Origin of the sequence: Collinsella sp. HCP28S3_E9 (assembly GCF_052065455.1) — a bacterium.
Lineage (GTDB): Bacteria > Actinomycetota > Coriobacteriia > Coriobacteriales > Coriobacteriaceae > Collinsella.
In genome coordinates, this window is sequence record NZ_JBQHTZ010000001.1 from 180225 (window position 1) to 206507 (window position 26283).

A 26283-nucleotide genomic window follows, 5' to 3' on the forward strand; every position below is an offset into this window, starting at 1 on the left:
TCTGACTGAACGATTTTACCCCACGGCACGGACAGCGCCCGAACCTAGCCAAACCCACACGGGTAGCTAATTTGGGACGGGGCTTTTTTAGCTACCCTTTGACTGACGGCGAACGAGTCGGGGTCGGAATACATCTCAGCCGATGTATGGGGGTAGCTAAAAGAGCCCCGTCCCAAATTAGCTACCCCTGAGCTGCAGTGGAATCGAAAAGGATTCCACCGCACGTTATTGAGGGTTAGAGGTTGTAGGTGACCACCTGGGGCTCGGCGAGCTCGACTAAGACAGCTGGGGCCGTCTGCTCCACGCGGACGAACTTGACGGTCACCGTCTTAAAGCCCGCCTTATGCAGAACATCCGAATAGACGCGCGCCTGCAGGGCGTGCTTCTCGAGCAGCTGGTCGGGTGTCTCATCCGGTGTGCCACCCGTCTTGTAATCGATGACCAGTGCGCGTGACGGATCGGCCGGGTCGGTCGCCAGCGCATCGATAGCGCCCTCGGCATATGCACCGTAGCGGGCAATGTCCTTGTCCTCGCAGCCCAGCGAGAAGAACGGCACTTCGGCACGGACGCACGGCCAGGCAAGAAGCTCGGCACGGACCGACGACCTGAGCCAGCGATTCAGGGCAACGTCAAAACGCTCGCGCTGCTCCGGCGTCAGGCACCACAGGCGCGTCAGCGCATCGGCACGCTCAGCGGGCAGCGCATCGGCACCCATCTCGATGAGCCACAGGCAGGCGGCATGGAACGCCGAGCCCAGCGCCATGGGGTTGCCGGCGGGCTCGACAGCAGCCACGTCTGCATCGGCCATCTCCGAGCCATCCGACTCGGCATCGTCGCCCGCCTCGTCCATGGGAACACGCGCCTCGGCGGCACGGTCTTCCGTCTCGGCATGGAGCGCCGCGGCGATCGACGAATAGCTGTACGAATCACGCGCCGGGAACGGACACGTGCCCATGCGCACGCCCGCCGCCTGGGGATATACGAGTTCAAACGAATCGGGCATGGGGTCGGCAGGACCGGGCACGGTTGAGTGCGCGGCATTATCGGCGACATCGGTATCGCCACGAACGAGCCTGCCCTCGGCATCCAGCGAAGCGTTGGCCTCAAACGCCTGCTCGCCAAAGGTAAAGTCCGAAAGCGAAATGAGCTCGTAGTCGCCCGGCTGGGAGTTGTCGAATACCAGGCGGTCGGCATCGAGCTGCGGCATGTCCAGAGCGCCGGTCGGCAGAATGCGGCGCAGCACGTCGTAGGTCAGATCGGTCTCGACATCGAAGGTCGGCGCCGTCACCTTGCCACGGCTCACGCCGGCATCCATCGCCAAGATCACCAGCTCGCGCGCACGGGTCATGGCAACATAGAGCAAACGGGCCCGCTCCTCGAGCGAAAGCTGCAGGTCGTCGTTGCGCAGGCGAGCAAATGCCTCGGCGGGAGAACCCGTCGCACAGACGTCCTCCATGAGCTCCGGCGGTAGCCACAGCGACGTGCCCTTGCCCTTAAACGCATGCTCAAACTGCTTTTTGACGTCATCGCCCTTTACGAACGTGCCGTCCGCGAGTTTAACGCCGTCGAAGCGTGCCGGCAGCGCCACGACCCGCGCTCCGCCCTCGACACGACCCATCTGTGCCGCACCCGAGGACTTACGCACGCCAAAGCACTCGGAGACCGCCACGACCGGATATTCCAGACCCTTGGAGGCATGAACCGTCATGATGCGCACCGCGCCGTCGCCCTCCTCGTTGAGGGCGCCCGGGGCCTCCTTGCCCGCCAGGAAGCGATCGAAGGCAAGCGCAATGGAGCGCGGCGAGTTACCGAACTCGGCCTCCGCCTCGGCCACGGCATCGAGCGCCTTGAGCACGTTGGCGGCGATGGCCTTGCCCTCGGGGCCGCGCTGCGCCAGGCGCACGAACCAGCCGGAGGCATTGACCGCGTCGCGCGCGATGGCGGCAAACGAATCACGCCCCACGCGACGCAGTGCGTAGCGCAGCACCTCGCGGGCACGCGTCACGAGCGGCAAGCCCTGCAAGCCCGGCACATCGGAATCGCTCATGATGCCCGCATCGATGTTGCGGCGCGACGTCTCGCCCGTCTGATCGTCGAGTTTGGTCGCCAGCGCCAGGAACTCCTGGGCGCCGAGTGCAAACATCGGCGAGGCCAGCAGTGGCATAAGGCCCCGCGCCGTATCGGCCGGATTGGCGAGGGCACAAACCAGGGCGCGAACCGTCTGCACCTCGGCAGCTTGGGCAAAGACCGAGCCGCCCGCGATGACGCAGTCGAGCCCCTGGTCACGGAAGGCCTGTGCGTAGACGTCTGCGTTGGTCATGCGGCCCAGCAGCAGCACCATGCCGCCCTGGGGCTGGCCGGCATCGGCAAGCGCGCGGAATCGCTCCGCGATCGCGCGGGCCTTGGCCTGTGTGCGCTCCTGCGTACTGCCGCCGGCAACAAAGAGGGCCCGGCGGCGCGAGGCATCCGCCACCAGCGTGTCCTTGCGGCCGTCGCTCGCCTCAAGATCCAAAAAGCCCTGCATCAGGCCGCCGTCATCGCCGTCGAAGACGCGGGCCACATAGCGCAGCACCTCGTCGTGGCTGCGGAAGTTGCGCACGAGCTTGACGAGCTCGCCGGCGGGGGTATCGGACGTGGCAACCGTCTCCGACGCCGCCGTCGATCCCACTTTGCGCTCCTGGCGACGGAACACCTCGACCTCGGCGCCGCGGAAGCGATAGATCGACTGCTGCGCATCGCCCACGGTGCACAGCGCGCGCTCACCCGCACCCGTCAGGTAGCGGATCAGGTCGACCTGCATCTGATCGGTATCCTGAAACTCGTCGATCATGACCATCTTAAAGCGGCCCTCGTACGCAGCACGAATGGCAGGGTAATCGCGCAGGGCCTCGAAGGCCATGCGCAGCAGGTCGTTATTATCGAGGGCGGACTGGGCAGCCTTCAGTGCGCGATACTCGGCCTCTACAGAGCGGGCCAAGCCCACCAGTGCATCGAGCGCGGGGCCACCGCAGGCAAGCACGATATTGATAAATGCATCGGCGGCCTCGGCCTTGAGCAGCTCGACCTGCTCCTTGGGGAACGCCTTGCTCGCGCGCGGCATGGTGCACGACATCATGAGTCGCGCCGCATCGGCCATGGTCTTGCCGCTCGCCTCGAACGCGTCGATGGCGTCGAGCGCCGTCTGCGCCTTCTCGGTCGCCGCCTTGCTTGCGCCCAGCGCCGCGCGATAGGCATCGGCGAGCGCCGAGGTATCGGCCTGGCCACGCGCCACGCACACGTCGTCCATGCCGCCCGGCAGCTGGCTCGACAGCTCCAGCAGGTCGCGCACCAGACCCTTGATGGTCGTGCCGGCACCAAAGGGGCCGCCCTCGCCCGCCATGGGATACCAGGCGTAGAGGGCCTTGAGCGATGCCGCGAGCTCGGGGGCGGCATCGGGTGCCGTCGCGCGGGCCAGCACATGCTCAACAGCCTGGTCCATGAGCTCGTCGGTATCGGTGAGCACCGTGAACTCGGGGTCGATGCCCAACTCCAGCGCGTGTGCGCGCAGGATACGCGAGCACATGCCGTGAATGGTCGAGATCCACGCGTCGTCGACGGTCAGCGCTTCCTCGTCCATGCCCTCGTCGATAAGCGCACGGCGCACGCGATCGCGAATCTCGGCCGCGGCATCCTTGGTAAAGGTAATGGCGAGCACCTGGTCCAGATGCTCGACGAACGGACCGGATTCGGGCGAGAGCGCGTAGACGATGCGGCGCGTGAGGGTAAAGGTCTTGCCCGAACCGGCGCCCGCCGAGACAAACAGCGGACGGTCGAGCGTCTTGACGATCTGCAGCTGTTGCGGCATCAAGGTCGAAAGATCCATGGTCTACACGTCCCTCCTTACAAACGTTCCTTCGTGGTTATACGAGCAGCGGGCATGCGCGGCCTGCGTCGACGCCGGGTCGACAGCAGTGACGTTGCCCGCCTCGAGTTCGCGCAAGCGCTCGGCGATGCCGGCCTCCACGCGATCGAGCAGGGCGTCGAAGTCCATGCTGCCACCCTCGCCGGGGAAACCTTTCTTAAGGCCCGGGATGCGACCGTCGCCACGCTCTTCCTCGAGCAGCTCGGCGCTCGCGGCACCGCGCAACGCGGGCTTGCCGCCCTTGGTCGAAAAATAGAGCGCCGCACGGGTATCCAAATCCAGCGCCCGGCGCATGGCCTGGGCGTAGATGAGCGTTTGGGTATGTGGCGGCAACCAGCGCGGATCGTCGATGGGCGCCGTACCCGATTCCTCGTCGCGCACCGTGGGGTCGGCGAGCTTAAACTCCTCAACGCCCGTGCGATGCTTGTAGTCAATCACCACAGCGCGATTCTCGGCATCCACATCCACACGGTCGATGCGCCCGCCGAGCGGCCAGCCGGCATACTCGACCTGGAGCTCGTTGAACGCAAACTCCAGGTAGCGCGGAGCGAAGGGGGCAAGCGCCTCGGACTCGTAAGCAAGCACGCCCTCCAGCTGCGGCAAGATCTCGGCCACCTGACGCTCCTCCACCGGCGAGAGCGGCACCAGCGGGCCCTCGTTGCCACGTTTGCCGGCGTGCTCGGCCAAGGTCTCGGCAAAGACCTCGTGCAGCAGCTCCTGCGCACGCGGCAGGTTTTCGGGCGTCACACGCTCCATGCCCTCTTGGGGCAAACGGGCATGCAGATGTTCCAGCACGTCGTGGACAAAGTTGCCCTTCTCCATGTTGCCAAAACCCGCGTCGATAGACTGGGGCTTAACGCGATACGAGACGAACCAGCACAGCGGGCAGGTGGAATAGGCCTCGATCTGCGAGGCAGACGTCAGACGCGGTACAAGCGGCGCGTCCTCGCCCTCACCGTCCCGATGGCGCAAGACCAGATATGGCACGGCCGCCTCGCTCAAATGCTGAGGAGCCTCGCATGCCACGCGCTCGCGCTTGAGGCCCTTGCCGGCTGCAGGGTCAAAATCACCTACGATATCGCCCTCGCCCACGCATGTCACCTGAGCGGCGCCGGTGGCCTCGGCATGCGCCCGCAACTCGGTCCACACGGCAGCCGGATAGCACTCGCGCGCCTGGCGATCGTGCGTCACGCGCGCAAGCGCAACCGGGCCACGTGCCGCCCGCATCGCGTGGCCAAAGCGCACGCGCAACAAGGCCGCAGGCTCAAGCGTCACGCCCTCGCGACCAAGGCTCGCAGCCAACGTGGCCAGCGGTCCTTCCTCGTGTGAGAGCGGATAGCCGTCCAGATCGACATCGGCAAACAGCACGGCATCGTAGCTGCCGGGGCGCAGAGCCGCCGCATCGGCAAGCGAGGCAAAGCGAACCTGGGCACGTGGCGCACCGTCAACCTCGTAGGTCTCGTAATCGTAGGCGGTGCTACGCTTGTCCACCTTGGTGCGAATGCCATCGAGCACGGGCACGGTCGCGGCCTGTGACACGTCGAGCGCGCGGGCGTCATTCATAAGGATGTCGATGGCGTGGCGCAGCAGGGCCGTCTCCGCTTGGCGACGAGCTTGGCCATCCAGGCTGCCCAGCGAGCGATCGGGCAACGCCTCGGCAACGGCAAGCATGGCCTTGAGCGCCGTCACGGGCTTGTCGCGCCACAGTGCCTGGAACACGTCCGAGACCACACACGGTACGTTCTTAAACCAGTTTTCGTCGCTCGCCGCCTTGCGTGCGCCCCTCACCTGGCCTTGCACGCTCTGCAGCAGGCTCTTAACGCCCGCGGTAGTCTTGCTACGCGAGAGACGCATATTCTTATCGAAGATACGGGCATTGGCGGCATCAGCGCCCGAAAGCGGACTGTAGATCCAGTCGGTAAGCTCCGGCGCGGGCCACCACTCGGTCTTTGACGCCACACCCTCATCGGCCGCCTTCATGCGCTCGATCAAGCTGGCAAGCGCCGCAAACTGCCTGCCCGCAATGGATTGGGAAAACGCCGTGAATTCAGTTGTCTCGGCAGCGATATGACGAGCCGCCAGACGAGAGGCGAGCTCACCGAACAGCTGGGGTGCCCGGGCAGAAACAACGAGCACGCGTACGGGGTCGGCGGAGAGGCCGGCGGTATCGTCGGCCCCGAAACCCTGGCGCGCTTTTACCAGATCATCAATTGCGTCCGCATAAGCATGAGCGCGGGCGTGGGGGCCAGCGACCTCAATAAAGGCAGGCTGAGCGGTAGCTCCACAAGCGGCATCAGACGCGACGGCGTCCTCCCCCAGCGGCGCGACCTCAAACAGCACACCGCTGGCATCAAATGCCGCGGCAAGTTCCTCGCGCATCGCCGCCTGCTCGCGAGCAAGCAGCACGACGACCTCTCCCCCACTGTTCGCCACAGCAGACAGCAGCTCGAGCAGACCGTGCGTAAACGACGTGACGCCGCGTACACAGACGGCACGGGCGCACGCCGGCAGATTATCGGCCAGAGCGCTGGCCATAATGTCAGCCGCCTCGCAGGGCTCGACCATATCTCGACGGTCCAAACCGCCCGCGTAGGCACGCAAAAGCTCGAACACACGAGTCTCGGCATCGCTTTTTGGCACAGGCCGGCAATTGTTGCCGCGGCATCGCTCGGCAGCTGTCCCCGCCACACCTGGCAGCACATCGCGGGCCATGCGCGCAAGCATGCGCACCGTGCCCTGGCTGCGCGAAAGCGGCTGCAGGTCGACATCATCGAGACGCGTGACCATGTCCGAAAACAGCATCTGGCGCTGCAGGTTGTCGACGAAACCGCGCCCGTCGCCCAAAAGCTCCCAAAGCGAGCGAAGCCACGACGCGGGCGTCTTGTAATCGATGCCCAGCGAAACGCCGGCTTCCGCCGCATCATGACGGCACAGGTCGAGCTCGGCAAACGTTGGCGCCAGCAGCACGGCACGCCCGTGGCGGGCAATAAGGTCGGCAAGCAGCGCCGACTCGGCATCGCTCAAATCCGTGCCGGCATTAGTGGTATAGATTCGAACAGGCATGGCCCTCCACTCAAACTGTTCGCAATAATCAATGTATCCATCCTACCCGCCCAAGCGGACACATTGCCACCGCAGCTTCATGTTTTGGTGCAAAGCAACCTGATCCCGGCGCACCAGCCGATTGCGGGCATATAAAAACCGCCCCCGGAGGAGCGGTTTTTCACAATTCGTTTTGCCGCGGCCTATTCGCCATCCTCCAGCTTAATGAGGATCTTGCGGTAGCCACCGTACTCGCCGTTGAGCGCCTTGGATACACGGCTCACCGTGGTGGACGAAGCGCCGGTACGGACCTGAACCTCGACATAGGGCTCGCCCTCATCCAGGTAGCGCGCGACCTGCAGACGCTGCGATAGATCGCAAATCTCGCGCGGTGTGCAGATATCGGTCAAAAACGCTTGGATATCTTTCTCGTCGTCCAAAAGACTAAATGCGTGGACTAGCTGCTTGACATCAGGCTTGTCAAACATGTTCTCGATATTCATCGATCACCGCCAAACCCGCCAAAAGGCATCGAAGTTGATACTGGCACCGGGCATCGTTCGCCCATTCTATGCAATAGGGCAACGCATGTGGCTTTTGCCCGTAGTAGTTTAGCACACCACCAAACTAAAGTGACAAGACTCTCTGTCAGCGGCGCGTTTTTTAGGACGAACACCGTTTTGAAACCGAATGCGCACGCAAGCTCCACGAATATCTGAGACAATGGGCGCCCAACGCAGAGGCGCACGCCAAGGCAACCATCCGATTCGCCGCGGCAAACGAGCTTACGCGCCACCAACACGTCACGCGCACCGGAAAGGAACCCACCATGCGCTTCTTGCTCAACTGGCTTTTGACCTCAATCGCTATCGCGATCGCCACGTTCCTCGTCCCCGGCATTCAGCCCTTCGGCATGGCCGACGCCTGGGTCTGCTTTGCCTTTGTGGGACTGTTCCTCAACATCGTCGACTCGCTCGTCAAGCCGCTCCTGACGGTCATCTCGCTGCCGCTCACCATTATCACGCTGGGTATTTTTCAGCTTGTAGTCAACAGCTTTATGCTCGAGCTTGCCAGCTACCTATCGGTAAATCTGCTGGGCGCGGGCATCTCCATTGCCGGCTTTGGGTCGGCCTTTATGGGTAGCATTTTGGTGTCCATCGCTCGAAGCATCTTCGACAGCATCGCCAGGAACTAAAGCAACCGGATACGGACCGCCACAACACGCCAAAACGAAGGCCGTCCATCGCAACGATGGACGGCCTTCGCCTTTGTCAAGCCTCAGAGGACAAAAGAATCTACCATTTCTACCCCGTCCCCAAATGGCTGGTGGGGCTAGATGACGTAGTCGTAGCCCCCGTTGGGGGCGACGAGCGCATCGAGCGTCACACCGTCGAGGTAGTCGTTGATGAGCTTGTCCAGGTTCTTCCACACGTCGAGCGTGGGGCACTCATCAGATCGCGAGCAGCCCTTGCAGTCGCCATCCAGGCAGGCGACCGGCGCCAGGCTGCCCTCGGTCAGGCGCAAGATCTCTCCCACCGTGTACTGCTCGGGCGGGCGCGTGAGCACGTAGCCGCCGCCCTTGCCGCGCATGCCCGAAAGCATGTTGGCGCGCACGAGCGTAGCCAAGATGTTCTCGAGATATTTCTCGGAAATCCCCTGTCGCGCCGCGATCTCTTTGAGCGGGATGCGACCGGCCGCCTGGTGCTCGGCCAGGTCGACCATAACGCGCAGGGCGTACCTGCCCTTAGTAGAAACCAACATATATAGTGCTGCCTTTCGGTCTTTTAATCCGTTGAAATTCTAGCCGAAAAATTGGCTTTGAAAATACCCATTCCAGTCAAGGTTGTTAATCGGCTCGTAATAATCTCATATTTCCTATTGCATTACTAGGCTTTAGTGTCTACTATGCTTGCCAACAGCTAAACAAACAACCTATAAGGTTTATGGGTTTAGCTACTAGGCCACCGTAAAACCACACGGTATCCAGTCGTTTGAACACTTGGAGGTTCACCATGAGCAAGGTTTATACGTCCATCGATCAGCTTATCGGCCACACCCCGCTTTTGGAGCTCACTCACTTTGAGGCCGATGAGGACCTCAAGGCCCGCGTGCTCGTCAAATTGGAATACTTCAACCCCGCCGGGTCCGTCAAAGACCGCGTCGCCAAGAACATGATTGACGAGGCCGAGAAGGCCGGCAAGCTCGTGCGCGGCGGCGACTATACCATCATCGAGCCCACGAGCGGCAACACCGGCGTCGGCATCGCCTCGGTGGCGGCGGCTCGCGGCTACAAGGTGATCATCACCATGCCCGAAACCATGTCCGTCGAGCGCCGCAAGCTTATGCAGGCATACGGCGCACAGCTCGTGCTCACCGACGGCTCCAAGGGCATGAAGGGCGCCATCGCCAGGGCCGAGGAGCTGCAGAAGGAGACCCCCAACAGCATCATCGCCGGCCAGTTCGTGAACCCCGCCAACCCCGCCATCCATAAGGCCACGACCGGCCCCGAGATCTGGGACGACACCGACGGCAAGGTCGACATCTTCGTCGCCGGCGTTGGCACCGGCGGCACCGTGACCGGTGTGGGCGAGTTCCTCAAGGAGCAGAACCCCGAGATTCAGGTTGTCGCCGTCGAGCCCGCCACCTCCCCGGTACTCTCCAAGGGCCAGGCCGGTCCGCACAAGATCCAGGGCATCGGTGCCGGCTTTGTGCCCGACGTCCTCGACACCCAGGTCTATGACGAGATCATCCCCGTCGAGAACGACGACGCCTTTGCCACCGGCCGCGCCGTGGGCCACAAGGAGGGCGTGCTCGTGGGCATTTCGTCCGGTGCCGCCGTGTGGGCCGCGCTGCAGCTAGCCAAGCGCCCCGAGAACGAGGGCAAGACCATCGTGGCACTGCTCGCCGATACCGGTGAGCGCTATCTGTCCACGGCACTGTTCCAGGACTAGAGCCTTTTTTCCCATAGGTTGAGCTCAGGGACGAACCTGCCTCCTCTCTCCCGGCGGTCTGAGCCCATCCCGTCAGGGTGTCCCACGAGACGTCCGAACTTGCTACAATGTCTGCGGCGCGGAACCAGCCTCCCGCGCCGCTTTTCTTTTTTGGCCACATGCCACCAAGGAGAACCTCCCCATGCACAACAAGCGCGTGCTCGTCGCCATGAGCGGCGGCGTCGATTCCAGCGTGACTGCCTATCTGCTCAAGTGCCAAGGCTACGAATGCGTCGGTGCCACTATGCGCCTCACCTGCCCTGCGCCCGATCCCGTCACGGGCATGAGCAAGGTCGACCGCGACATCGCCGATGCAAAGGCCGTCGCCGATCGCCTGGGGATACCTCACCATGTGCTCGACCTGCAGCAGGCCTTCGACCGCAACGTTATCGAGCGCTTCGTGACCGCCTACCAGGAGGGGCTGACGCCCAACCCGTGCATCATCTGCAACCGCCATATTAAGTTTGGCGCGCTGCTCGACGCGGCGCTCGATATGGGCTGCGACTACATTGCCACGGGTCACTACGCCAAAACGAGCCAAGCGCCCGATGGCACCTGGAAGCTGCACCGCGGCGAAGACTCCAAGAAGGACCAGAGTTACTTTTTGTATTCGCTCACGCAAGAGCGCCTGGCACGCACAATCTTTCCGCTGGCAGGGTTGGACAAAGAGCGCGACGTGCGCCGCATTGCCGCCGAGCAAGGCTTCATCAACGCCAAGAAGGCCGAGAGCGAGGATATCTGTTTTATCGCGGACGGCGACTACGCGGGCTATATCGAGCGCCGCTGCGGGCATGCCGCCGAGCCGGGCGATATTGTATGGCGCGACGGCAGCGTGGTCGGACGCCACAACGGCGCACTGCGCTATACCGTCGGCCAGCGCAAGGGCCTGGGCGTCGCGATGGCGCGCCCCGTGTATGTAACGGGCGTCGATGCCGCCAACAACATTGTGCATCTGGGCGAGGCTGAGGACCTGACGGCGACAGCACTCACGGCCAACGACTGGATCTGGAGCGCCCCTGCCGACCGCATGGAGGCAGAGCTCACGCCCGGCGACATTCGCGTGGGCACCAAGTACCGCTACCGTCAAAAGGACCAGGCAGCGACCCTTACACGCGGCGCCGACGGACAGATGCTTCTGACCTTTGACGAGCCGCAGCGAGCCATCGCCCCCGGCCAGGCCGTCGTTATCTATCGCGGCGACGTCGTCCTGGGCGGCGGCACGGTAACTGCCGCCATCAGGTAGCCGCAGGATTATCGCCGCACGTGTCGAAGCACCTCAACAGCAGCATTCACCTCGATAACGCGACGCTCGAGGCCGCGGCAAATGGACTCGAGCCGGCCCTCCGCTGTGGCCCATTCGCTCTGCGAAAGAATCTCGATCGCCTCATCAACAAATCCGTTGAGCCGCGATGAATCGAACCAATCGAGTGAGTCCGCAAGCGCCAGCTGGACGGAAGGGTCGGGCCCAAACGGCTTAGCAGAAAACCCAAACTCCCCAGCTGCGAGCACGGCAGTTGGTACGTTGTACCATAGGCAGTTGCCGCTATCGAACAGCGGAGCAGGCCTTATCTCCAGGGTGTCGACATTGCGGATGATGCCGAAGTTTCGCCAATGGCGATCGCTGTTGGCCAAAAGGGCATCGCAGACAATCATCTGCGACATAGACCTTCTCACGGCAGCCTCGTCTGCTCCATGCTTACCAAGGAAGCGGCAGTACCGGTCGTATGTCGAGTTTCCCCGCTGGCTACCAAGTGCGCCCTTGACGTAAACAGCCGGAACGTATTCCTCGCGGCCGTCAAGAAAGTCGTCGCACAGACACACAGGGCCATCGAACATCCGCTCAACCGTATAAGGAACAAACTCGCCCTCCGACAACAAGCGACGATGTAGAGCCGTTGCAACCGCCTCGTTAAAGGGACGCTGATCGTCCATGCCGCACCCCTTGACCAGAACGCGAACAGCATTGCGAATCATCCACGATTTAGGAAGCTCGCCCTCGGATGTGTTGTCGGGATTATTAAGACCGATGCCCTCCAGCCAACCCGAACGTCCCTCGGGCGCCGATCGCTCAAAATCATTCTCGAAGTAATTGAGGTTTCGCCATTTGAGCCCGTCGCATTCTGCCGGCCGCAGCCAATAGCAATCCGAAAGCGAGAGGCCCAGGCACTGAACCGGGACCTCGATGCCACTGGCAATTCCCAGTTCACGATAGCGCGAGACGAGTCCGGGGCGAACATCGGGCACCGACCGATGGCTCCACCACACGTTGAACTCCCGTTTATTCACCGTAGGAGAAGAGCTCGAGCACGTGCCAAACGGCATTCGTTGTGCATCGAGGACCTCCGCGATTTCGAAGGGAAATTCGCGCGACGGATCAAATGAGAGATGCGCGACCTCATGGTCGGCCGACATCAGCGTAAACTTGCGCCCCACATCGGCCGCAGGACGGCGTCCACGTTTGCGGACCTTTTGATAAGCGACCGCGGAATTGTACTCGACCATCTTCCGTCCGCCCACAATATCGCACGCGAGCGTTCCCGATGCGGCAAGTTGAGATATGCGGGCTTTCGTAACGCCCAGCAGGCGGGCAGCATCACCCATAGACAAGTACTCAGACGTATCCATACACCGCATCACCTCGTTAAGTAATTTATACGTTTAGTTAATAGATTACATATATCATAATACTAAACGACCAAAAGCGAAAAAAAGCCCGAGAAATCGGGCTTTAGCGATTGGTCAGCCGAGTCGCAAGCTGCTCCCCTAGCGCTGAACGTAGGCGCGAACCAGCTCGTAGGTATTGCGCACGCCGTCGATGTGGCTGCGCTCGTAGTTGTGGCTCGCGTACACGCCAGGGCCGATCAGGCCGTGACGGATGTCGTAGCCGGCAGAAAGCGTGGCCTCAACGTCTGAGCCGTAATGCGGGTACACGTCGATGGCGTAATCGAGCTCGAGCTCGCGCGCGATATTGGACAGCGCGGTCACCAGATCGTAGTTGTAGGGGCCACCCGAATCCTTGGCGCAGATCGACACCATGCGCTCGGTGCAGCCCAGATCGTCACCCACGCAGCCCATGTCCACGCTGATCATCTCGCGCGTGTCGGCCGGCACAAAGGCACCACCGTGGCCGACCTCCTCGTACACCGTAAAGAGCAGTGAAACCTTGCGCGAAAGCGTCACCTCGCCAGCGGCGACGGCACGCGCCAAGCCCAGCAAAATGGAGGCCGACAGCTTGTCGTCCAAGAAGCGGCTCTTAATATAGCCGCTCTCCGTCACCGTGGTGCGCGGATCCATAGCGATGATGTCGCCCGTCTGAATGCCCAGCTCAAGCACGTCATCCTTGCTGTCGACATTCTCATCGAGCAGGATTTCCATGTTCTTCTCGATGGTCTTGACCGGCTCGTCGGCCACGTGCGCCGAAGGCTCGGTATTGAGGACCACACCCGTGTACACATTGCCATCGCGCGTGTAGACGGTGCAGTTCTCGCCATCGGCCGTAGACCACTGATGCCCGCCGAGCGTCGTGGGACGCAGGCGACCATTGTCCTTAATGGAGCGCACCATGGCGCCCAGGGTATCGACATGGCTCGCCAACACAAGCGGCTCGCCCTCGCCGCCAAGCTCAACCAGCACGTTGCCCTTATTGGAACGCTCGGGGCCAAAGCCCATATCGCGCAACGTTTCCATTAGATAATCAGTCGCCGCACGGGTATAGCCCGTAGGCGAAGCAATCGAGGTAAGCGCCTTCAACTGGTCAGTAATATAGGAGAGCGTAGAATCCATCTTGGACACCGAAGTCACCCTTTCATATCGAATTAAACCCACAGCAACGATACCACCGCGAGCCATCTTTTTACCTAGCGAGACAACCCATCGGGCTTCTCAGAGCGGCGCCCACCACGATAACGAGCCGGCGGGCCCCGCCCGTTAGCCCCACAATCTTTCCGCAGGACAGAAGGAGGCCCCGCCGCACGTAGTGCGCAGCGGGGCCTCCGACATGTCCGAGGACGATTGTGGGGCTAACGGGCGGGGGCCCGCCGAACCATGTTAGGCAGCCGGGCAGATCTTCTTGAAGAGCTCGATGACGTCGTCGAGCGTCGCCTCGCGCGGGTTGCCCGGGAAGCAGGCATCGGCCATGGCGTCCTTGGCCAGGACCTCGATCTCGTCAGCCTTCATGGCCTCGCAGACGTGCGGGATGTTCACGTCAGCGGAGAGCTGCTTAACGGCGGCGATAGCGGCGTCGGCAGCCTCATCGGTGCTCATGCCCGTGGTGTCAACGCCCATGGCGACGGCGACCTTGGCCAGGCGCTCGGCGCAAACCGGCTTGTTGAACTCCATGGCAATCGGCAGCAGCATGGCGCAAGCGACGCCGTGCGGGGTGTCGTAGTGAGCGGACAGGGTGTGAGCCATGGCGTGATCGATGCCCAGGCCAACGTTAGAGAAGCCCATGCCGGCGACATACTGACCAAGAGCCATGCCCTCGCGGCCGGAGCCGGGCTGGCCGGACTTGGCCTCGGCAACGGAGTCGCGCAGGTTCTCGCTGATCAGCTTGATGGCCTCAAAGTGGAACATGTCGGAGAGCTCCCAAGCGCCCTTGGTGGTGTAGCCCTCGATGGCGTGGGTCAGAGCGTCCATGCCGGTGGAAGCGGTCAGGCCGGCGGGCATGGAAGCCATCATGTCGGGGTCGACGACGGCGACCTCGGGGGCATCGTTGGTGTCGACGCACACGAACTTGCGGACCTTCTCGGGGTCGGTGATGACGTAGTTGATGGTCACCTCAGCAGCGGTACCGGCGGTCGTCGGCACGGCGATGGTGAACACGGCGTGGTTCTTAGTGGGAGCAACGCCCTCGAGGCTGCGGACATCGGCGAACTCGGGGTTGTTGATGATGATGCCGATGGCCTTGGCAGTGTCCATAGAGGAGCCGCCACCGACGGTCACGATAGCATCAGCCTCGGCGGCCTTGAAGGCCTCGACGCCGTCCTTGACGTTCTGAATAGTGGGGTTGGGCTTGATCTCGGAGTAGAGGCTCCAAGCGATGCCGGCGGCATCGAGCTCGTCGGTCACCTTAGCGGTAACGCCAAACTTGACCAGATCGGGGTCGGAGCAGACGAAAATCTTCTTGTAGCCGCGACGCTGGAGCTCGCCGGGGATCTCCTTGATGGCGCCGGAACCATGATAAGAAATGGTGTTGAGAACGAAACGATTAGCCATTGATAGCCTCCCATCGTGTGCGGGGCACCCATTACGCCCCACGCTATGGCTCCCATCCTAACGCTTTTGAAGCGAAAAACGCGTGAGAATGTCAGATTATTTAAAGCGTTTCAACAACTGGTATCGTCACCGCCTGACCACTAAACAAAAAGGGGCGGCCGAGATGACCGTCCCCTCCCCATTATTGATCAGTGTGGCAAGGGGTCAGCCCCTTGCCACACCCTGCCGCTATTTTTGGCAGGCCTCTTTCCAATCTTCGCAGGCGCGCTTCCAGCGAAAACGCAGGTCGCGCTCGCGGTCGATAAACATGATGGCAAACGCCACGAACAGCAGCACGCTCGCCACCGCAATAGCGTGCAGCCCCATGCGCTCAATACACCAGTTTCCCAGCACAGCGCCAAACACAAAGGTAAAGATCACGCCAAAGTACAGCAGGCCGTTTTCCAAAAAGCCGCGCTTGTGGGTGATGATGTAGTCGTCCACGTTTTGCAGCGCATTGCGCAGGTTACCGATGCACATGGTCGTGGCAATGCCGTGACCGTGGATCTTGCGGAAGCTCTCGACCTGCATACCACAGGCAAACGAGATGAGGCAGTTGGCGAGCAAGTTGTAGCCGCCACCGGGGATAAAGCTCACGCCCAGCAAGATGACGGCTTCAAAGAACACCGTCACCTGGCGCCAGTGAATCACGCTGCCAAACCGTTCGTGTACCAGGTCGGCAAGCATAATGCCCACGGCAAACGACACCACAGGAAAGAAATAGCGCCCCGCGAGCGCCCAATTGCCCTCCGAGATGCTCACGCCCACCAGCAAGATGTTGCCCGTCTGCGCGTTGGCGAAAACATGGTCGCGCCCAATGTACGAATAAACGTCCATAAAGCCACCGGCGAGCGCCAAGATGATGCCCAGCTCAATAGACTCCGATATCTGTTTGGCACGCTGCATCGTCGTGCGCCCTCCTTGTTGACGACCCTCTCGTGCGTTGGCGGAAACATAGCCGCCGTTCATACTGTAACCCATTGACAACATGGCGCGCCCGCGAGACGGACTCCCCAACGCGCAGATACACCGTCTGGAAACAAACGGCGGGCGCGGCATTGACACCCGACACCTCGTGTACTCCACCAGTCTTTTTAGCCCCGTCCCAAAAAGACTGGTTACAATTACGTGCAGCATACAAACACCGGGAGGAATCGTGGCAAAAAAGCCCCAGGACGCTCAGCACAACCAGCACGGCAAGCATGCCCAACGCGGCCAGCAGCAAAAGCGTGGAAGCAAAGCCCAGGGCTCGCGCCCCGCGCATGCCCCGGCAGCGCCTGTCCGCCCCTGGCGCCCGGGCCGCGATAAGTTCCTCCCCGTCAGCCGCGCCGACATGGATGCGCGCGGCTGGGACCAGTGCGACTTTGTCTACATCTGCGGCGACGCTTACGTGGACCATCCCAGCTTTGGCATGGCCATCATCAGCCGCGTCCTCGACGCGCACGGCTACAAGGTGGGCATCATCTGCCAACCCGACTGGACCGACCCCGCCAGCATTACCGTGCTCGGCGAGCCGCGCCTGGGCTTTCTCGTCAGCGCCGGCAACATGGACTCCATGGTCAACCACTATTCGGTGACCAAGCATCGCCGCCACGCCGACGCCTATACCCCCGGTGGCGAGGAGGGACACCGCCCCAACCGTGCCGTCACGGTCTACGGCAACCTCATCCGCCAGACATTCAAGGACGCCCCCATCATCATCGGCGGCATCGAGGCAAGCCTGCGTCGCTTGGCCCACTACGACTACTGGCAGGACAAGCTCAAGCGCTCGGTACTGCTCGACTCGGGTGCCGACATCCTCATCTACGGCATGGGCGAGCACGCGATTGTCGAGATCGCCGACGCGCTCGACGCGGGACTGCCCGTCGATCAGATTACCTATATCAATGGCACCGTCTACCGCACGGGTTCGCTCGACGAGGTCTACGACTACGACCTGCTGCCCAGTTGGGACGACCTTACCGCCGACAAGCTCAACTACGCGCGCAGCTTTAACGTGCAGCAGCAGAATATGGACCCCATCACCGGACATCGCCTGGTAGAGCCCTACCCCAACAGCGTCTATGTGGTGCAGAACCCGCCGTCGGCGACGCTCACCACCGACGAGATGGACGAGGTGGCCGAGCTCCCCTACGCACGCGATTGGCATCCCGATTACGACGCAGCGGGCGGCGTGCCGGCCTTTGCCGAGATCAAGTTTTCGATCAGCTCCAACCGCGGCTGTTTTGGCGAGTGCTCGTTTTGCGCGCTCACCTTCCACCAGGGTCGCGTGCTGCAGATGCGCAGCCACGACTCGATCATGCGCGAGGCCGAGCTGCTCACGCGCGATCCCGAGTTTAAGGGCTATATCAACGACGTGGGCGGGCCGACGGCCAACTTTAGCCGTCCCGCCTGCGACAAGCAGCTCAAGCACGGCGTATGCAAGAACAAGCGATGCCTGTGGCCGAGCGTGTGCAAGAACATGGTGGTCGACGAGAGCGGCTATACCCAGCTGCTGCGCGACCTGCGCCAGCTGCCGGGCGTCAAGAAGGTCTTTGTCCGCAGCGGCATCCGCTTCGACTACACCATGGCCGATGCCTCGGACGAGTTTTTGCGCGAGCTGCTGGAGCACCACGTCTCGGGCCAGCTGCGCGTAGCACCCGAGCACGTGAGCGACGCGGTGCTGTCCGTGATGGGCAAACCGAGCCGAGCCGTCTACGACGCATTCTGCCGTAAATTTGAACGCTTGAACCGCGAGTACGGACTCAAGCAGTACGTGGTGCCGTATCTGATCTCGAGCCATCCCGGATCGACGATGAAGGAAGCCGTGGACCTTGCCGAGGCCGTGCGAGACATGGGCTACATGCCCGAGCAGGTGCAGGACTTCTACCCCACGCCGTCCACCATGTCGACGTGCATGTACTACACCGGCGTGGACCCGCGCACCATGGAGCCGATCTATGTGGCGCGCGACCCGCACGAGAAGGCCATGCAACGCGCGCTCATCCAGTATCGCAAGCCCGAGAACTACAAGCTCGTGCGCGAGGCACTAGAGAAAGCCGGCCGTCGCGACCTGATCGGCTACACCAAGCATTGCCTGATCCGCCCCGTGCCGCCACGCCCGGGCGAGACATCTGCCGGCGGTGGACATGGCACCGGTAAGAAGGGCGGCAAGGGCCACGGTGGCGCTTGCGGCGCTGGAGCCAAGGGGCCCAAGGGCAGCAAAGGGCACAGCGGCATGTCGCGCGCGCAGAACACCGCCGGGCGCAACCGTGCGGCTCAGGGGCGTCAGGGTGCCAACGGAGGCGGTCGCCGCAACTAAGGCAGCAGTGCGCTCGCTGCGTCCATCCCACACGCGTGGCGCAACGAGCGCATTGCCTCAACGAGGATGACGCCGGCGATAGCGACCGTAATTGCCACGTCGACCGGAGTGTTCACAAACCACAGCATGCCCATGAGATACGACCCGGCATTAAAGGCAAAGTGCAGCAGGATCGTGTAGCGGAGCTTTCCGGTCGTCACGAGCACCCAACCAAAGATGAGGCCGGCGGCACCCGCGTAGCAACCCTGCACCCAATTCATATGCATAAAACCGAAGATTGCCGCCTGCAGCACAATCGCCGCGGCGACACCCCACGTGCTTGGGGCCGCCCAGGGCACTATGGCGCCGTCTTGCGCACTCGCACGACGCCGGCGCTTCCAGAGCGGACGGCACTGGGGATTAAACGCACGCAGAGAAAACTCAAAGATAACACCGCGCACCAGGAGCTCTTCGCAAAACGGCGCGCCGAGCACCGTGGTCAGGACGGCAAGAGGACTGGTATCGCCCATGCCCGTTTCCTCGACAAGCTCGCTGTAGTCGGCCGCGGCATCGGGCAACAGCGACAGCACGGCGTCGGTCACGTAGCTAACGACCACCTGCAGGGCAAGACCGATCACGATAACGCAGGCGATGCGTTTCCACGCCCCACGCGCTCCCCCGCCGAGCGGATGCTCGCTTTGCGAACGCGCCATAAACGAGCGCGGCCACAGATAACGCCACCACAGCAGCGCCATCAAAAACGACGCCGTCTGAGCGGCGGCTTGGAACCATTGAATATCGAGATTGTCGATCGGATAGCCCGTCAGCACCGACACGGAATCGAGAACAGAAAACAGAACCACGCTCAGGGCTATATCGGCAGCGACAACGCCAAAACAGGCGAGCGCCCACGCTATCGCATTGAGCATGCCAGCCTCCTCAAAACCCGGTACTTGGGGACGTTCCTTAACTGCCGGCAGACAAGAAACGTCCCCAAGTACCGGCAGTTTGGGACAGTCATTGTTGATGAGAATCGGGTGCAGTGCCAAAAGCCCCGTTGGGCGAGATGTCGAACGGGAAGGTGCCGCAGCGATTGAACGCGGCGATAAACATGCGGATGGCGTTGGACGGCGTGGTGCCCACGAGCTGGGTCGCCGCCGCGAAGGCCGCCTTTTCCTCGGGCAAGACCTTCGCGACAACCGGGGTCATGTGTTCTGCCATGGCGCTTCCTTTTTGAAACGACGGTGGTGCGGATAGATGCGGGCCACGCGGCTGGGCGACGGGCTGTGAAGGCAACCCGATTGGCCCGCATCTGGAGTTTGTTTCTGCGGCGTTGGTATTACTTGGTATTCCTAAGTTATACCCAGCAGATAGAATACCACACCCGGTCCCATGGGGACGGAGAAAAGACGGATTAATTTGTTGCTGGGTTAGTATTTAGAGCGTGATGATGTCCGAGATATCGAGGGACTAAGCGTCGGCGACATCGTGCGTGGCAAGCAACAACATGCGGCCGTCGAGCAAGTCGAGCACGACCTTGGCGCATGCGTCGCGCGCAGCGGTATCTAGACCGGTAAAGGGCTCGTCCAGAATCACCGCGTCGCCTGGGCACAGCAGGACTCGGGCGATCTCGACACGACGGCGCTGCCCGCCCGAGAGCTCGGCCGCACGAACATTCACATCGACCCCCGGCACCAACCGGCGCAGCAAGGCCGCCCGCACGCCCATAACTGCCCTCGCCTTTTGATTCGCGCACGGCGCGGAAGGGACGCGGCGAACGTCGGCGTATGGCGCGCCCAGGCTGGGTATCCGGCGCATGGCGCCCTATTGTCTTGCATAATTTCGCTTATGCCATGCATAAAAAGACGGGGGCACCCCTTCTCGTCCCAACGTACCCCCGCTTGTACCGTGCAAAAACCGGAGTTTTCAGCATCGCGGCCCCCGCAGGCGGTGCCGCAAATCGTGGACGCCGCGCGATTGGCGTCGTTTTGGGGCACGGCGCGACGCGAAACGCGCGTTATCGCCGCGCCGGACGCCGTCAGCCAACCCAAATCGCCTGCCGAAGGATCCCGCTGGCTCAAAAAGACGATTCCGGCGCGTATGCAGTCACCCCGGCTTGCTGAAAACTCCCGAAAATGCACGGCGCGCCCCGGGGGACCCGTGCGCGCCACGAAAAACACGCCCGCATCCAAAAGAATGCGAGCGCGAAAGCCGGATGGCGGCAAGGGCGCCAGGCAGCGGGCGAAATCCCCGGCGTGTCCGCCCGGGCACCGCAGCCGCCGCGCGTCAGCAGAAAACCTCATGCCCTGCGTTGATGTCGGCCCCCCGCATACGCGAATCTCCAACTAGGTCGATAGCCCGTATCTCTTGCCACGACCGTCTCCGCGCGTTTCCACGAAGAAGACTGGCCCCACCTAATACTGAGCCCACTAAAAAGGGCCCCGAGCATAGTCTGCTCGAGGCCCAAACTCGTGTCGCCTTACCGCGCGACGCGTATGTTACTTGCGCTTGCCGCCGCCGTCACCGGGGCGACGGGAGCTGCCGCCGCGCTTGCCGCCACGGCTGTTGCCATAGCTGCCACGGTTATCGCGACCGCCGGCACGGCCACCACGGGAGCCGGCCTGGTTGCCGCCGCGACCGCCACGGTGGCCGCCGCGACGCTCTTCGCGGGTATCGTCGTAGTTGCGCCAGTCATCGCGACGATCGCGGCTGGCACGCGGGTCGCGACGATCGCGCGACTCGCCAGAACGGCCGGCGCCACTGCGGCCGCCATTTCCGCGAGCATCCTCGCGACGCTCACCGCCGCGGCCACCGCGCTCTTCAAAGCGCTTGCCGCCACGGGACTCGCCGCCGCGGCCACCGCGCTCGTCATCACGACCGGAACGACGGCGGTCGCCCGCGCCGCGCTTGCCGCCGCGCGAGCCACGGCCCTCGTCCTCGCGCTCAACACGGCGACGACCGCCGCGGTCCTCGTCCTCGCGGCGACGGCGATGTGCCTCGCCCTGGAACTGCTTGGCACGGCGCTCGGCACGGTTGCCGCGCGGGGCCGGCTCGACGGCACCAGCACCGGCACGCTCCTCGGCAGCCACCTCGCGGGCCACGCTCTCCACGGCCTCGTCCACGCGAGCCTGAACGCCCTCGCGCACGCGGGTCTTGCCGCCGCGCTTGGGACGGCTCGGGCGCTCGCTGTCGCCGCGACGCTCATCGCGACCACGGTTGGAACGACCGGCCACATCGCCGTAATCGTCGCCGTTGCGCTTGCCGTCGCGACGCGCCTGCTCAAGCTTCTTCTTGCTCTTGGACTTACCGCGCTTGGTCTTCTTCTTCACCTTAAAGGCCGCAGGGTCGCGCTCGGGATCAACCGCGGGCGGATTGGGGCCCACGTGCAAGTCGCCGGCCTCGTAGATGTCGGCCGTCTTGTCCATGAGCTTCTCGATCTCGTAGAACTCATCCACGTCCTGCTCGGTCACAAACGTGATGGCCCAGCCCAGCTCGCCGGCGCGGCCCGTACGGCCAATACGGTGGATGTAGTCGGTCGGCTCGGCCGGCACGTCAAAGTTCACGACGTAGCGCACGTCGCTGATGTCGATGCCGCGGGCGAGCACGTCGGTTGCCACCAGCACGTCGACGGTGCCGTCGCGGAAGGCCGAAAGCGCGCGCTCGCGCTGGGCCTGGCTGCGGTTGCCATGAATCGCGGCAGCCTTGATGCCCTTGCGCTCCAGACGACGGCAGCAGCTGTCGGCACGGTGCTTGGTGCGCATAAAGACGATGGTGCGCTCCGGGCCTTCCTTTTTGAGGAACTCGGGCAGCAGGTTGTTCTTGGCCTCGATGGACACCGGGAACACAAACTGGTCGACGGTGTCGGCGGTCGATGTGGCGGGCGCGATCTCCACACGGGCCGGGTCGCTCACTAGGTCGGTGATCTCGCCCACGGCCTCCTCGTCGAGGGTCGCCGAGAACAGCAGCGTCTGGCGCTCGGCCGGCGTCTCGCGCACAATACGGCGAACGGCGGGCAAAAAGCCCATGTCGAGCATGCGGTCGGCTTCGTCGAGCACCAGCACCTTGACCTCGTCCAGGTGGCAGGCACCCTGCTCGATCAGATCGACCAGACGGCCCGGCGTTGCGACCAGGATGTCGCAGCCGTACTTGAGGGCAGCGGTCTGCGGCTTGTAGCTCACGCCGCCCACGACGGTCACGGCAACATGGCCGGTGACGTCGGCGATCTTGCTCGCGACCTCGTCGATTTGCTGGGCGAGCTCGCGCGTAGGGGTGATGACGAGCATCACGGGGCCGCGGCCGTTGCCCTCGGGCTTTTTAGCACCGCGACGACGGTTACGGCCGCCGCGCTCGCGCACAGGTTTGGGAGGAGCGATGTGCTCCAGGTTGTTCATGGTCGGCAGCAAAAAGGCGGCCGTCTTGCCGGTGCCGGTCTGAGCGGCGGCAAGCAGGTCGCGGCCCTCGAGCACCACGGGGATCGAGCCGGCCTGCACGGGCGTCGGCGCCGTGTAACCCAGGTTCTCGATGGCACGAAGTATCTCGTCCGAAAGACCCAGCTCGTCAAAGGCGGGCAGGTTCTCGGTAGCGGACTCGACGGTCTCGGCGGCGCTGGCCTCGTCGGCCGCATCGAAGGCAGCCTGGGCCATGGCCTCGCGGGTCTCGTCCAGGATCTCGGCGTCGGTGACGTCGGATACAGAATTACGCATATGTTGTTGTTCCTTATCTGCACGCGCAAGGGGCACGGCATGCGGCCGCGCGGGCGTGCTTGGTAGTGCGCTAGTACATACAAAAACGGGTGCGCACAGAGAGGACGTTGCTCAGCACGCTGGCGATCGCTTTGGCAGCCATATCACGCGCCGTCCAGACGCAGCAGCTCTAAGCGATGGAGCAGATTCGCCGCCGGTTAGTATACCCGTACTCCGTATGCCCCCACGTAAACCACAGATGACGAGGCGGACGGGGTGGGTCTGGGCCAATTGTCTCAATCTGTAACAGTTACGAGGCAAAACCAGGTCTACACGTTACGAATCGAGACAAACCAAAACCTCGCAAAACAACATCTCGATCTGTAACAGATAGAGGTCATTTTCCCTGCCAGATGTTACAGATCGAGATGTTAAGCAACCGCCGAATTGTTTGTCTCAATCTGTAACAGTTACTCGGCAAAAACGGAACTAGATGTTACAGATTGAGACGAAGGGCGAGGATGGTGCGCTAACTTGGCAGTCGACCCCCGTATCGGAATGTCATACATTTCAACTTTTGCCATACACCCCCAGGGGGTATGGGTGTATAGTATCGAGAGGTTAACAATTCCAACACCGAACCACAGAAAGGAGAAGCCATGGCTCAAGATAAGTTCGACGTAGGCGGCATGACATGCGCCGCCTGCCAGGCGCACGTGGACCGTGCCGTGAGCAAGCTCGACGGCGTCCAAAGCGTCGCGGTCAACCTACTCGCCAGTTCCATGATGGTCGACTACGACCCCGCGCAGGTCTCCCCCGACGATATCTGCACCGCCGTCGACCGCGCGGGCTACTCGGCCTCACCCGTCAGCACGGGCACCGGTGCCGCCGGCTCAAACGGCAGCGCGCAAGCCAGGTCCGGCGCCGCCCATATGGAGTCGCCCACCAAAAAGTTGGAGGCCGCCGCCTCTGCCATGCGCACCCGCCTCATCGTCTCGATCGTCTTCCTCATCCCACTGTTCTACATAGGCATGGGACACATGCTCGGCTGGCCGCTGCCCAGCGTCTTCACCGACCACACCCACAGCATGACGCTGGCGCTCACCGAGCTCGTCCTGCTCATCCCCATCGTCTACGTCAACGACGCGTACTTTATCAACGGGTTTAAATCGCTCGCGCACGGCGCGCCCACCATGGACGCCCTCATCGCCGTCGGTGCCACCGCGTCGATCGCCTGGTCGCTCTACGCTATGTTCATCATGGCCGACCAGCTGGCCGCAGGTCAGGTCCACGAGGCTATGATGACGGGCATGGACAACCTGTACTTTGAGAGCGCCGGCACCATCCTGTCGCTCGTCACCGTGGGCAAATATCTCGAGACGCGCAGCAAGTCCAAGACCGGCGGCGCCATCGAGGCGCTCATCGACCTGGCGCCCAAGACCGCGACCGTCGTTGCCGACGACGGCAGCGAAACCACCGTCGACGTCGATAGCATCCTTCCCGGCCAGGTCCTGCGCGTGCACCCCGGCGAGTCAATCCCCGTCGACGGCGTGGTGCTCGAGGGTAGCTCGGCCGTGGACGAGAGTGCGCTCACCGGCGAGTCAATCCCCGTGGAAAAGACCGCCGGCGACACCGTCAACGCCGCCACCGTCAACCGCACCGGCTCGTTTACCTTCCGCGCCACGCGGGTTGGTGCCGAGACATCACTCGCCAAGATCATCCAGCTCGTCGAGGACGCCAACGCCACCAAGGCGCCCATCGCCCGCATGGCCGACAAGGTCGCCGGCGTGTTCGTGCCCGTGGTGTTCGTGATCTCGGCCGTGACCTTTGCGGTGTGGATGGCACTGACCGGCAGCATAAACGAGGCACTTACCTCCGCCGTGGCCGTGCTGGTGATCAGTTGTCCCTGCGCGCTCGGCCTAGCCACGCCCGTCGCCATTATGGTAGGCACCGGCAAGGGTGCCGAGATGGGCATTCTGTTTAAGAGCGCCGAGGCGCTGGAGAACCTGCGCGGCGTGGGTACCGTGGTGCTCGATAAGACGGGTACGGTCACCCGCGGCAAACCCGCCGTGACCGATATCGTGGTAGCCACGCGCGCCGATGGCTCGTCCGCCATGAGTGAAAAGGCGTTACTGAAGCTCGCTGCCGCGCTGGAGCGCTCGAGCGAGCATCCGCTGGCCGAGGCGATTATGACCGAGTGCGAGGCGCGCGGAATCGTGGCGCGCATGGTCGAGGACTTTGCCGCCGTGCCTGGACGAGGCGTTACGGCGCGCGAGGGGCAGAATATCATCGCAGCCGGCAACGTGCGTCTGATGAACGAGCTGGGCGCGGAGGTGCCCGCCGGTCTTGCCGAGCGATTTGCCGCCGAGGGCAAGACACCGTTGTTCTTTGCCAAGAACGGCGAGCTTGTCGGCACCATTGCCGTAGCTGACGAGGTCAAGGAGACGAGCGCCGAGGCCATCGCTGCGATGCGTTCGCTCGGCGTCGACGTGCACATGCTCACCGGCGACAACCGCGTCACGGCCGAAGCAATCGCCCGCCGCGTAGGACTGAGCAGCAAACAGGTCATTGCCGACGTGCTTCCCGCCGACAAGGAACGCCACGTGCGCGAACTGCAGGATGCGGGCGGCAAGGTCGCCATGGTGGGCGACGGCATCAACGACTCCCCCGCCCTGGCGCGCTCCGACGTGGGCCTTGCTATCGGCACCGGCGCCGACATCGCCAAGGAAGGGGCAGATGTGGTACTCATGCGCAGCGACCTCATGGACGTCGCCCGCGCTATCGAGCTGTCGCGCGCCACGATCCGCAACATCAAGCAGGACCTGTTCTGGGCGCTGTTCTACAACGGCATCGGCATTCCGCTCGCTGCGGGCGTGTTCTTCCCCCTCACCGGCTGGCAGCTCTCGCCGATGTTTGGCGCCGCAGCCATGAGCCTGTCGAGCGTGTGCGTCGTAAGCAACGCGCTGCGCCTGAAATCCTTTAAGCCTAAAGTGACAAAATAGGCTCACCATTACGTCCATTTAGAACGGGTTTTCCAGGTGCCCGAGATTGACCTGAAAGAGGAGCGACGCGTACTTTGGTACGCGAGCGACGGCTTGAAGGTCAAGGTCGGGTGCCTGGGAAAGCCGACATAAC

The 26283-nt window shown here is 62.9% G+C and carries 17 protein-coding genes; 5 read left to right on the forward strand and 12 right to left on the reverse strand.

From position 1 onward, the window contains the following. Positions 1 to 235 precede the first annotated feature (235 nt). From ACTNA2_RS00840 to ACTNA2_RS00850, 3 genes are all read right to left on the reverse strand, one after another. Positions 236 to 3862 (reverse strand): UvrD-helicase domain-containing protein, encoded by a 3627-nt coding sequence (locus ACTNA2_RS00840; protein WP_441048292.1) that lies wholly within the window; start codon positions 3860 to 3862, stop codon positions 236 to 238. A gap of 3 nt (positions 3863 to 3865) precedes the next feature. Next, complete coding sequence (locus ACTNA2_RS00845) at positions 3866 to 6964, reverse strand: PD-(D/E)XK nuclease family protein (RefSeq protein ID WP_441048294.1); 3099 nt, start codon at positions 6962 to 6964, stop codon at positions 3866 to 3868. A 182-nt stretch (positions 6965 to 7146) separates the two neighbouring features. Continuing rightward, a complete protein-coding gene (locus ACTNA2_RS00850) occupies positions 7147 to 7446 on the reverse strand; it encodes a YerC/YecD family TrpR-related protein (RefSeq protein WP_154515917.1) in 300 nt (99 codons plus the stop codon). A 326-nt stretch (positions 7447 to 7772) separates the two neighbouring features. Between ACTNA2_RS00850 and ACTNA2_RS00855 the strand changes: the two genes are divergently transcribed. Continuing rightward, positions 7773 to 8138: a phage holin family protein gene (locus ACTNA2_RS00855; RefSeq protein WP_441032254.1), complete on the forward strand. Its 366-nt coding sequence runs from the start codon at positions 7773 to 7775 to the stop codon at positions 8136 to 8138. A 137-nt stretch (positions 8139 to 8275) separates the two neighbouring features. Here ACTNA2_RS00855 and ACTNA2_RS00860 read toward each other — a convergent pair whose 3' ends face one another. Beyond that, the gene (locus tag ACTNA2_RS00860) at positions 8276 to 8704 is read right to left on the reverse strand and encodes an RrF2 family transcriptional regulator (protein ID WP_154515923.1); all 429 of its coding nucleotides are present in this window, start codon (positions 8702 to 8704) and stop codon (positions 8276 to 8278) included. Between the two features lie 251 nt (positions 8705 to 8955). On the opposite strand from ACTNA2_RS00860, the gene cysK reads away from it, so the two are divergent. Together cysK and mnmA are read left to right on the forward strand one after the other, a co-directional pair. Continuing rightward, complete coding sequence (gene cysK / locus ACTNA2_RS00865) at positions 8956 to 9894, forward strand: cysteine synthase A (RefSeq protein ID WP_154515926.1); 939 nt, start codon at positions 8956 to 8958, stop codon at positions 9892 to 9894. A gap of 58 nt (positions 9895 to 9952) precedes the next feature. Then, the gene (mnmA, locus tag ACTNA2_RS00870; protein WP_441048328.1) at positions 9953 to 11176 is read left to right on the forward strand and encodes a tRNA 2-thiouridine(34) synthase MnmA; all 1224 of its coding nucleotides are present in this window, start codon (positions 9953 to 9955) and stop codon (positions 11174 to 11176) included. An 8-nt stretch (positions 11177 to 11184) separates the two neighbouring features. Here the strand turns inward: mnmA and ACTNA2_RS00875 are convergent, their stop codons facing one another. The 4 genes from ACTNA2_RS00875 to ACTNA2_RS00890 all read right to left on the reverse strand — a co-directional run bounded on the left by ACTNA2_RS00875 (position 11185) and on the right by ACTNA2_RS00890 (position 16092). Continuing rightward, the gene (locus tag ACTNA2_RS00875) at positions 11185 to 12558 is read right to left on the reverse strand and encodes a hypothetical protein (protein ID WP_441048296.1); all 1374 of its coding nucleotides are present in this window, start codon (positions 12556 to 12558) and stop codon (positions 11185 to 11187) included. Positions 12559 to 12696: 138 nt separating this feature from the next. Further along, on the reverse strand, positions 12697 to 13716 hold the full coding sequence (locus ACTNA2_RS00880) for a M42 family metallopeptidase (RefSeq protein WP_441048329.1): 1020 nt from the start codon (positions 13714 to 13716) through the stop codon (positions 12697 to 12699). A 264-nt stretch (positions 13717 to 13980) separates the two neighbouring features. Further along, positions 13981 to 15147 carry a lactaldehyde reductase gene (fucO, locus tag ACTNA2_RS00885; RefSeq protein WP_154515935.1) on the reverse strand — a complete coding sequence of 389 codons (1167 nt, stop codon included), beginning with the start codon at positions 15145 to 15147 and terminating at the stop codon, positions 13981 to 13983. Between the two features lie 228 nt (positions 15148 to 15375). Further along, the gene (locus ACTNA2_RS00890) at positions 15376 to 16092 is read right to left on the reverse strand and encodes a YoaK family protein (protein WP_154515938.1); all 717 of its coding nucleotides are present in this window, start codon (positions 16090 to 16092) and stop codon (positions 15376 to 15378) included. 250 nt (positions 16093 to 16342) lie between these two features. Between ACTNA2_RS00890 and ACTNA2_RS00895 the strand changes: the two genes are divergently transcribed. Continuing rightward, positions 16343 to 18487: a YgiQ family radical SAM protein gene (locus ACTNA2_RS00895; protein ID WP_441048298.1), complete on the forward strand. Its 2145-nt coding sequence runs from the start codon at positions 16343 to 16345 to the stop codon at positions 18485 to 18487. On the opposite strand, the gene ACTNA2_RS00900 is transcribed toward ACTNA2_RS00895, so the two are convergent. From ACTNA2_RS00900 to ACTNA2_RS00915, 4 genes are all read right to left on the reverse strand, one after another. Beyond that, entirely contained in the window at positions 18484 to 19395 is a 912-nt protein-coding gene (locus ACTNA2_RS00900; protein WP_441048299.1) for a lysostaphin resistance A-like protein, read from the reverse strand. The two genes, ACTNA2_RS00895 and ACTNA2_RS00900, sit on opposite strands and share 4 nt — an antisense overlap. Positions 19396 to 19483: 88 nt before the next feature. Next, positions 19484 to 19687 (reverse strand): type II toxin-antitoxin system RelB/DinJ family antitoxin, encoded by a 204-nt coding sequence (locus ACTNA2_RS00905; protein ID WP_117734431.1) that lies wholly within the window; start codon positions 19685 to 19687, stop codon positions 19484 to 19486. 249 nt (positions 19688 to 19936) lie between these two features. Beyond that, positions 19937 to 20146 carry an ATP-binding cassette domain-containing protein gene (locus ACTNA2_RS00910; protein WP_441048300.1) on the reverse strand — a complete coding sequence of 70 codons (210 nt, stop codon included), beginning with the start codon at positions 20144 to 20146 and terminating at the stop codon, positions 19937 to 19939. A gap of 818 nt (positions 20147 to 20964) precedes the next feature. Then, complete coding sequence (locus tag ACTNA2_RS00915) at positions 20965 to 23169, reverse strand: DEAD/DEAH box helicase (RefSeq protein WP_441048302.1); 2205 nt, start codon at positions 23167 to 23169, stop codon at positions 20965 to 20967. 638 nt (positions 23170 to 23807) lie between these two features. Here ACTNA2_RS00915 and ACTNA2_RS00920 point away from each other — a divergent pair. After that, positions 23808 to 26150, forward strand: a complete 2343-nt coding sequence (locus ACTNA2_RS00920) for a heavy metal translocating P-type ATPase (protein WP_441048304.1) — start codon at positions 23808 to 23810, stop codon at positions 26148 to 26150. The last annotated feature ends 133 nt before the right edge of the window (positions 26151 to 26283 follow it).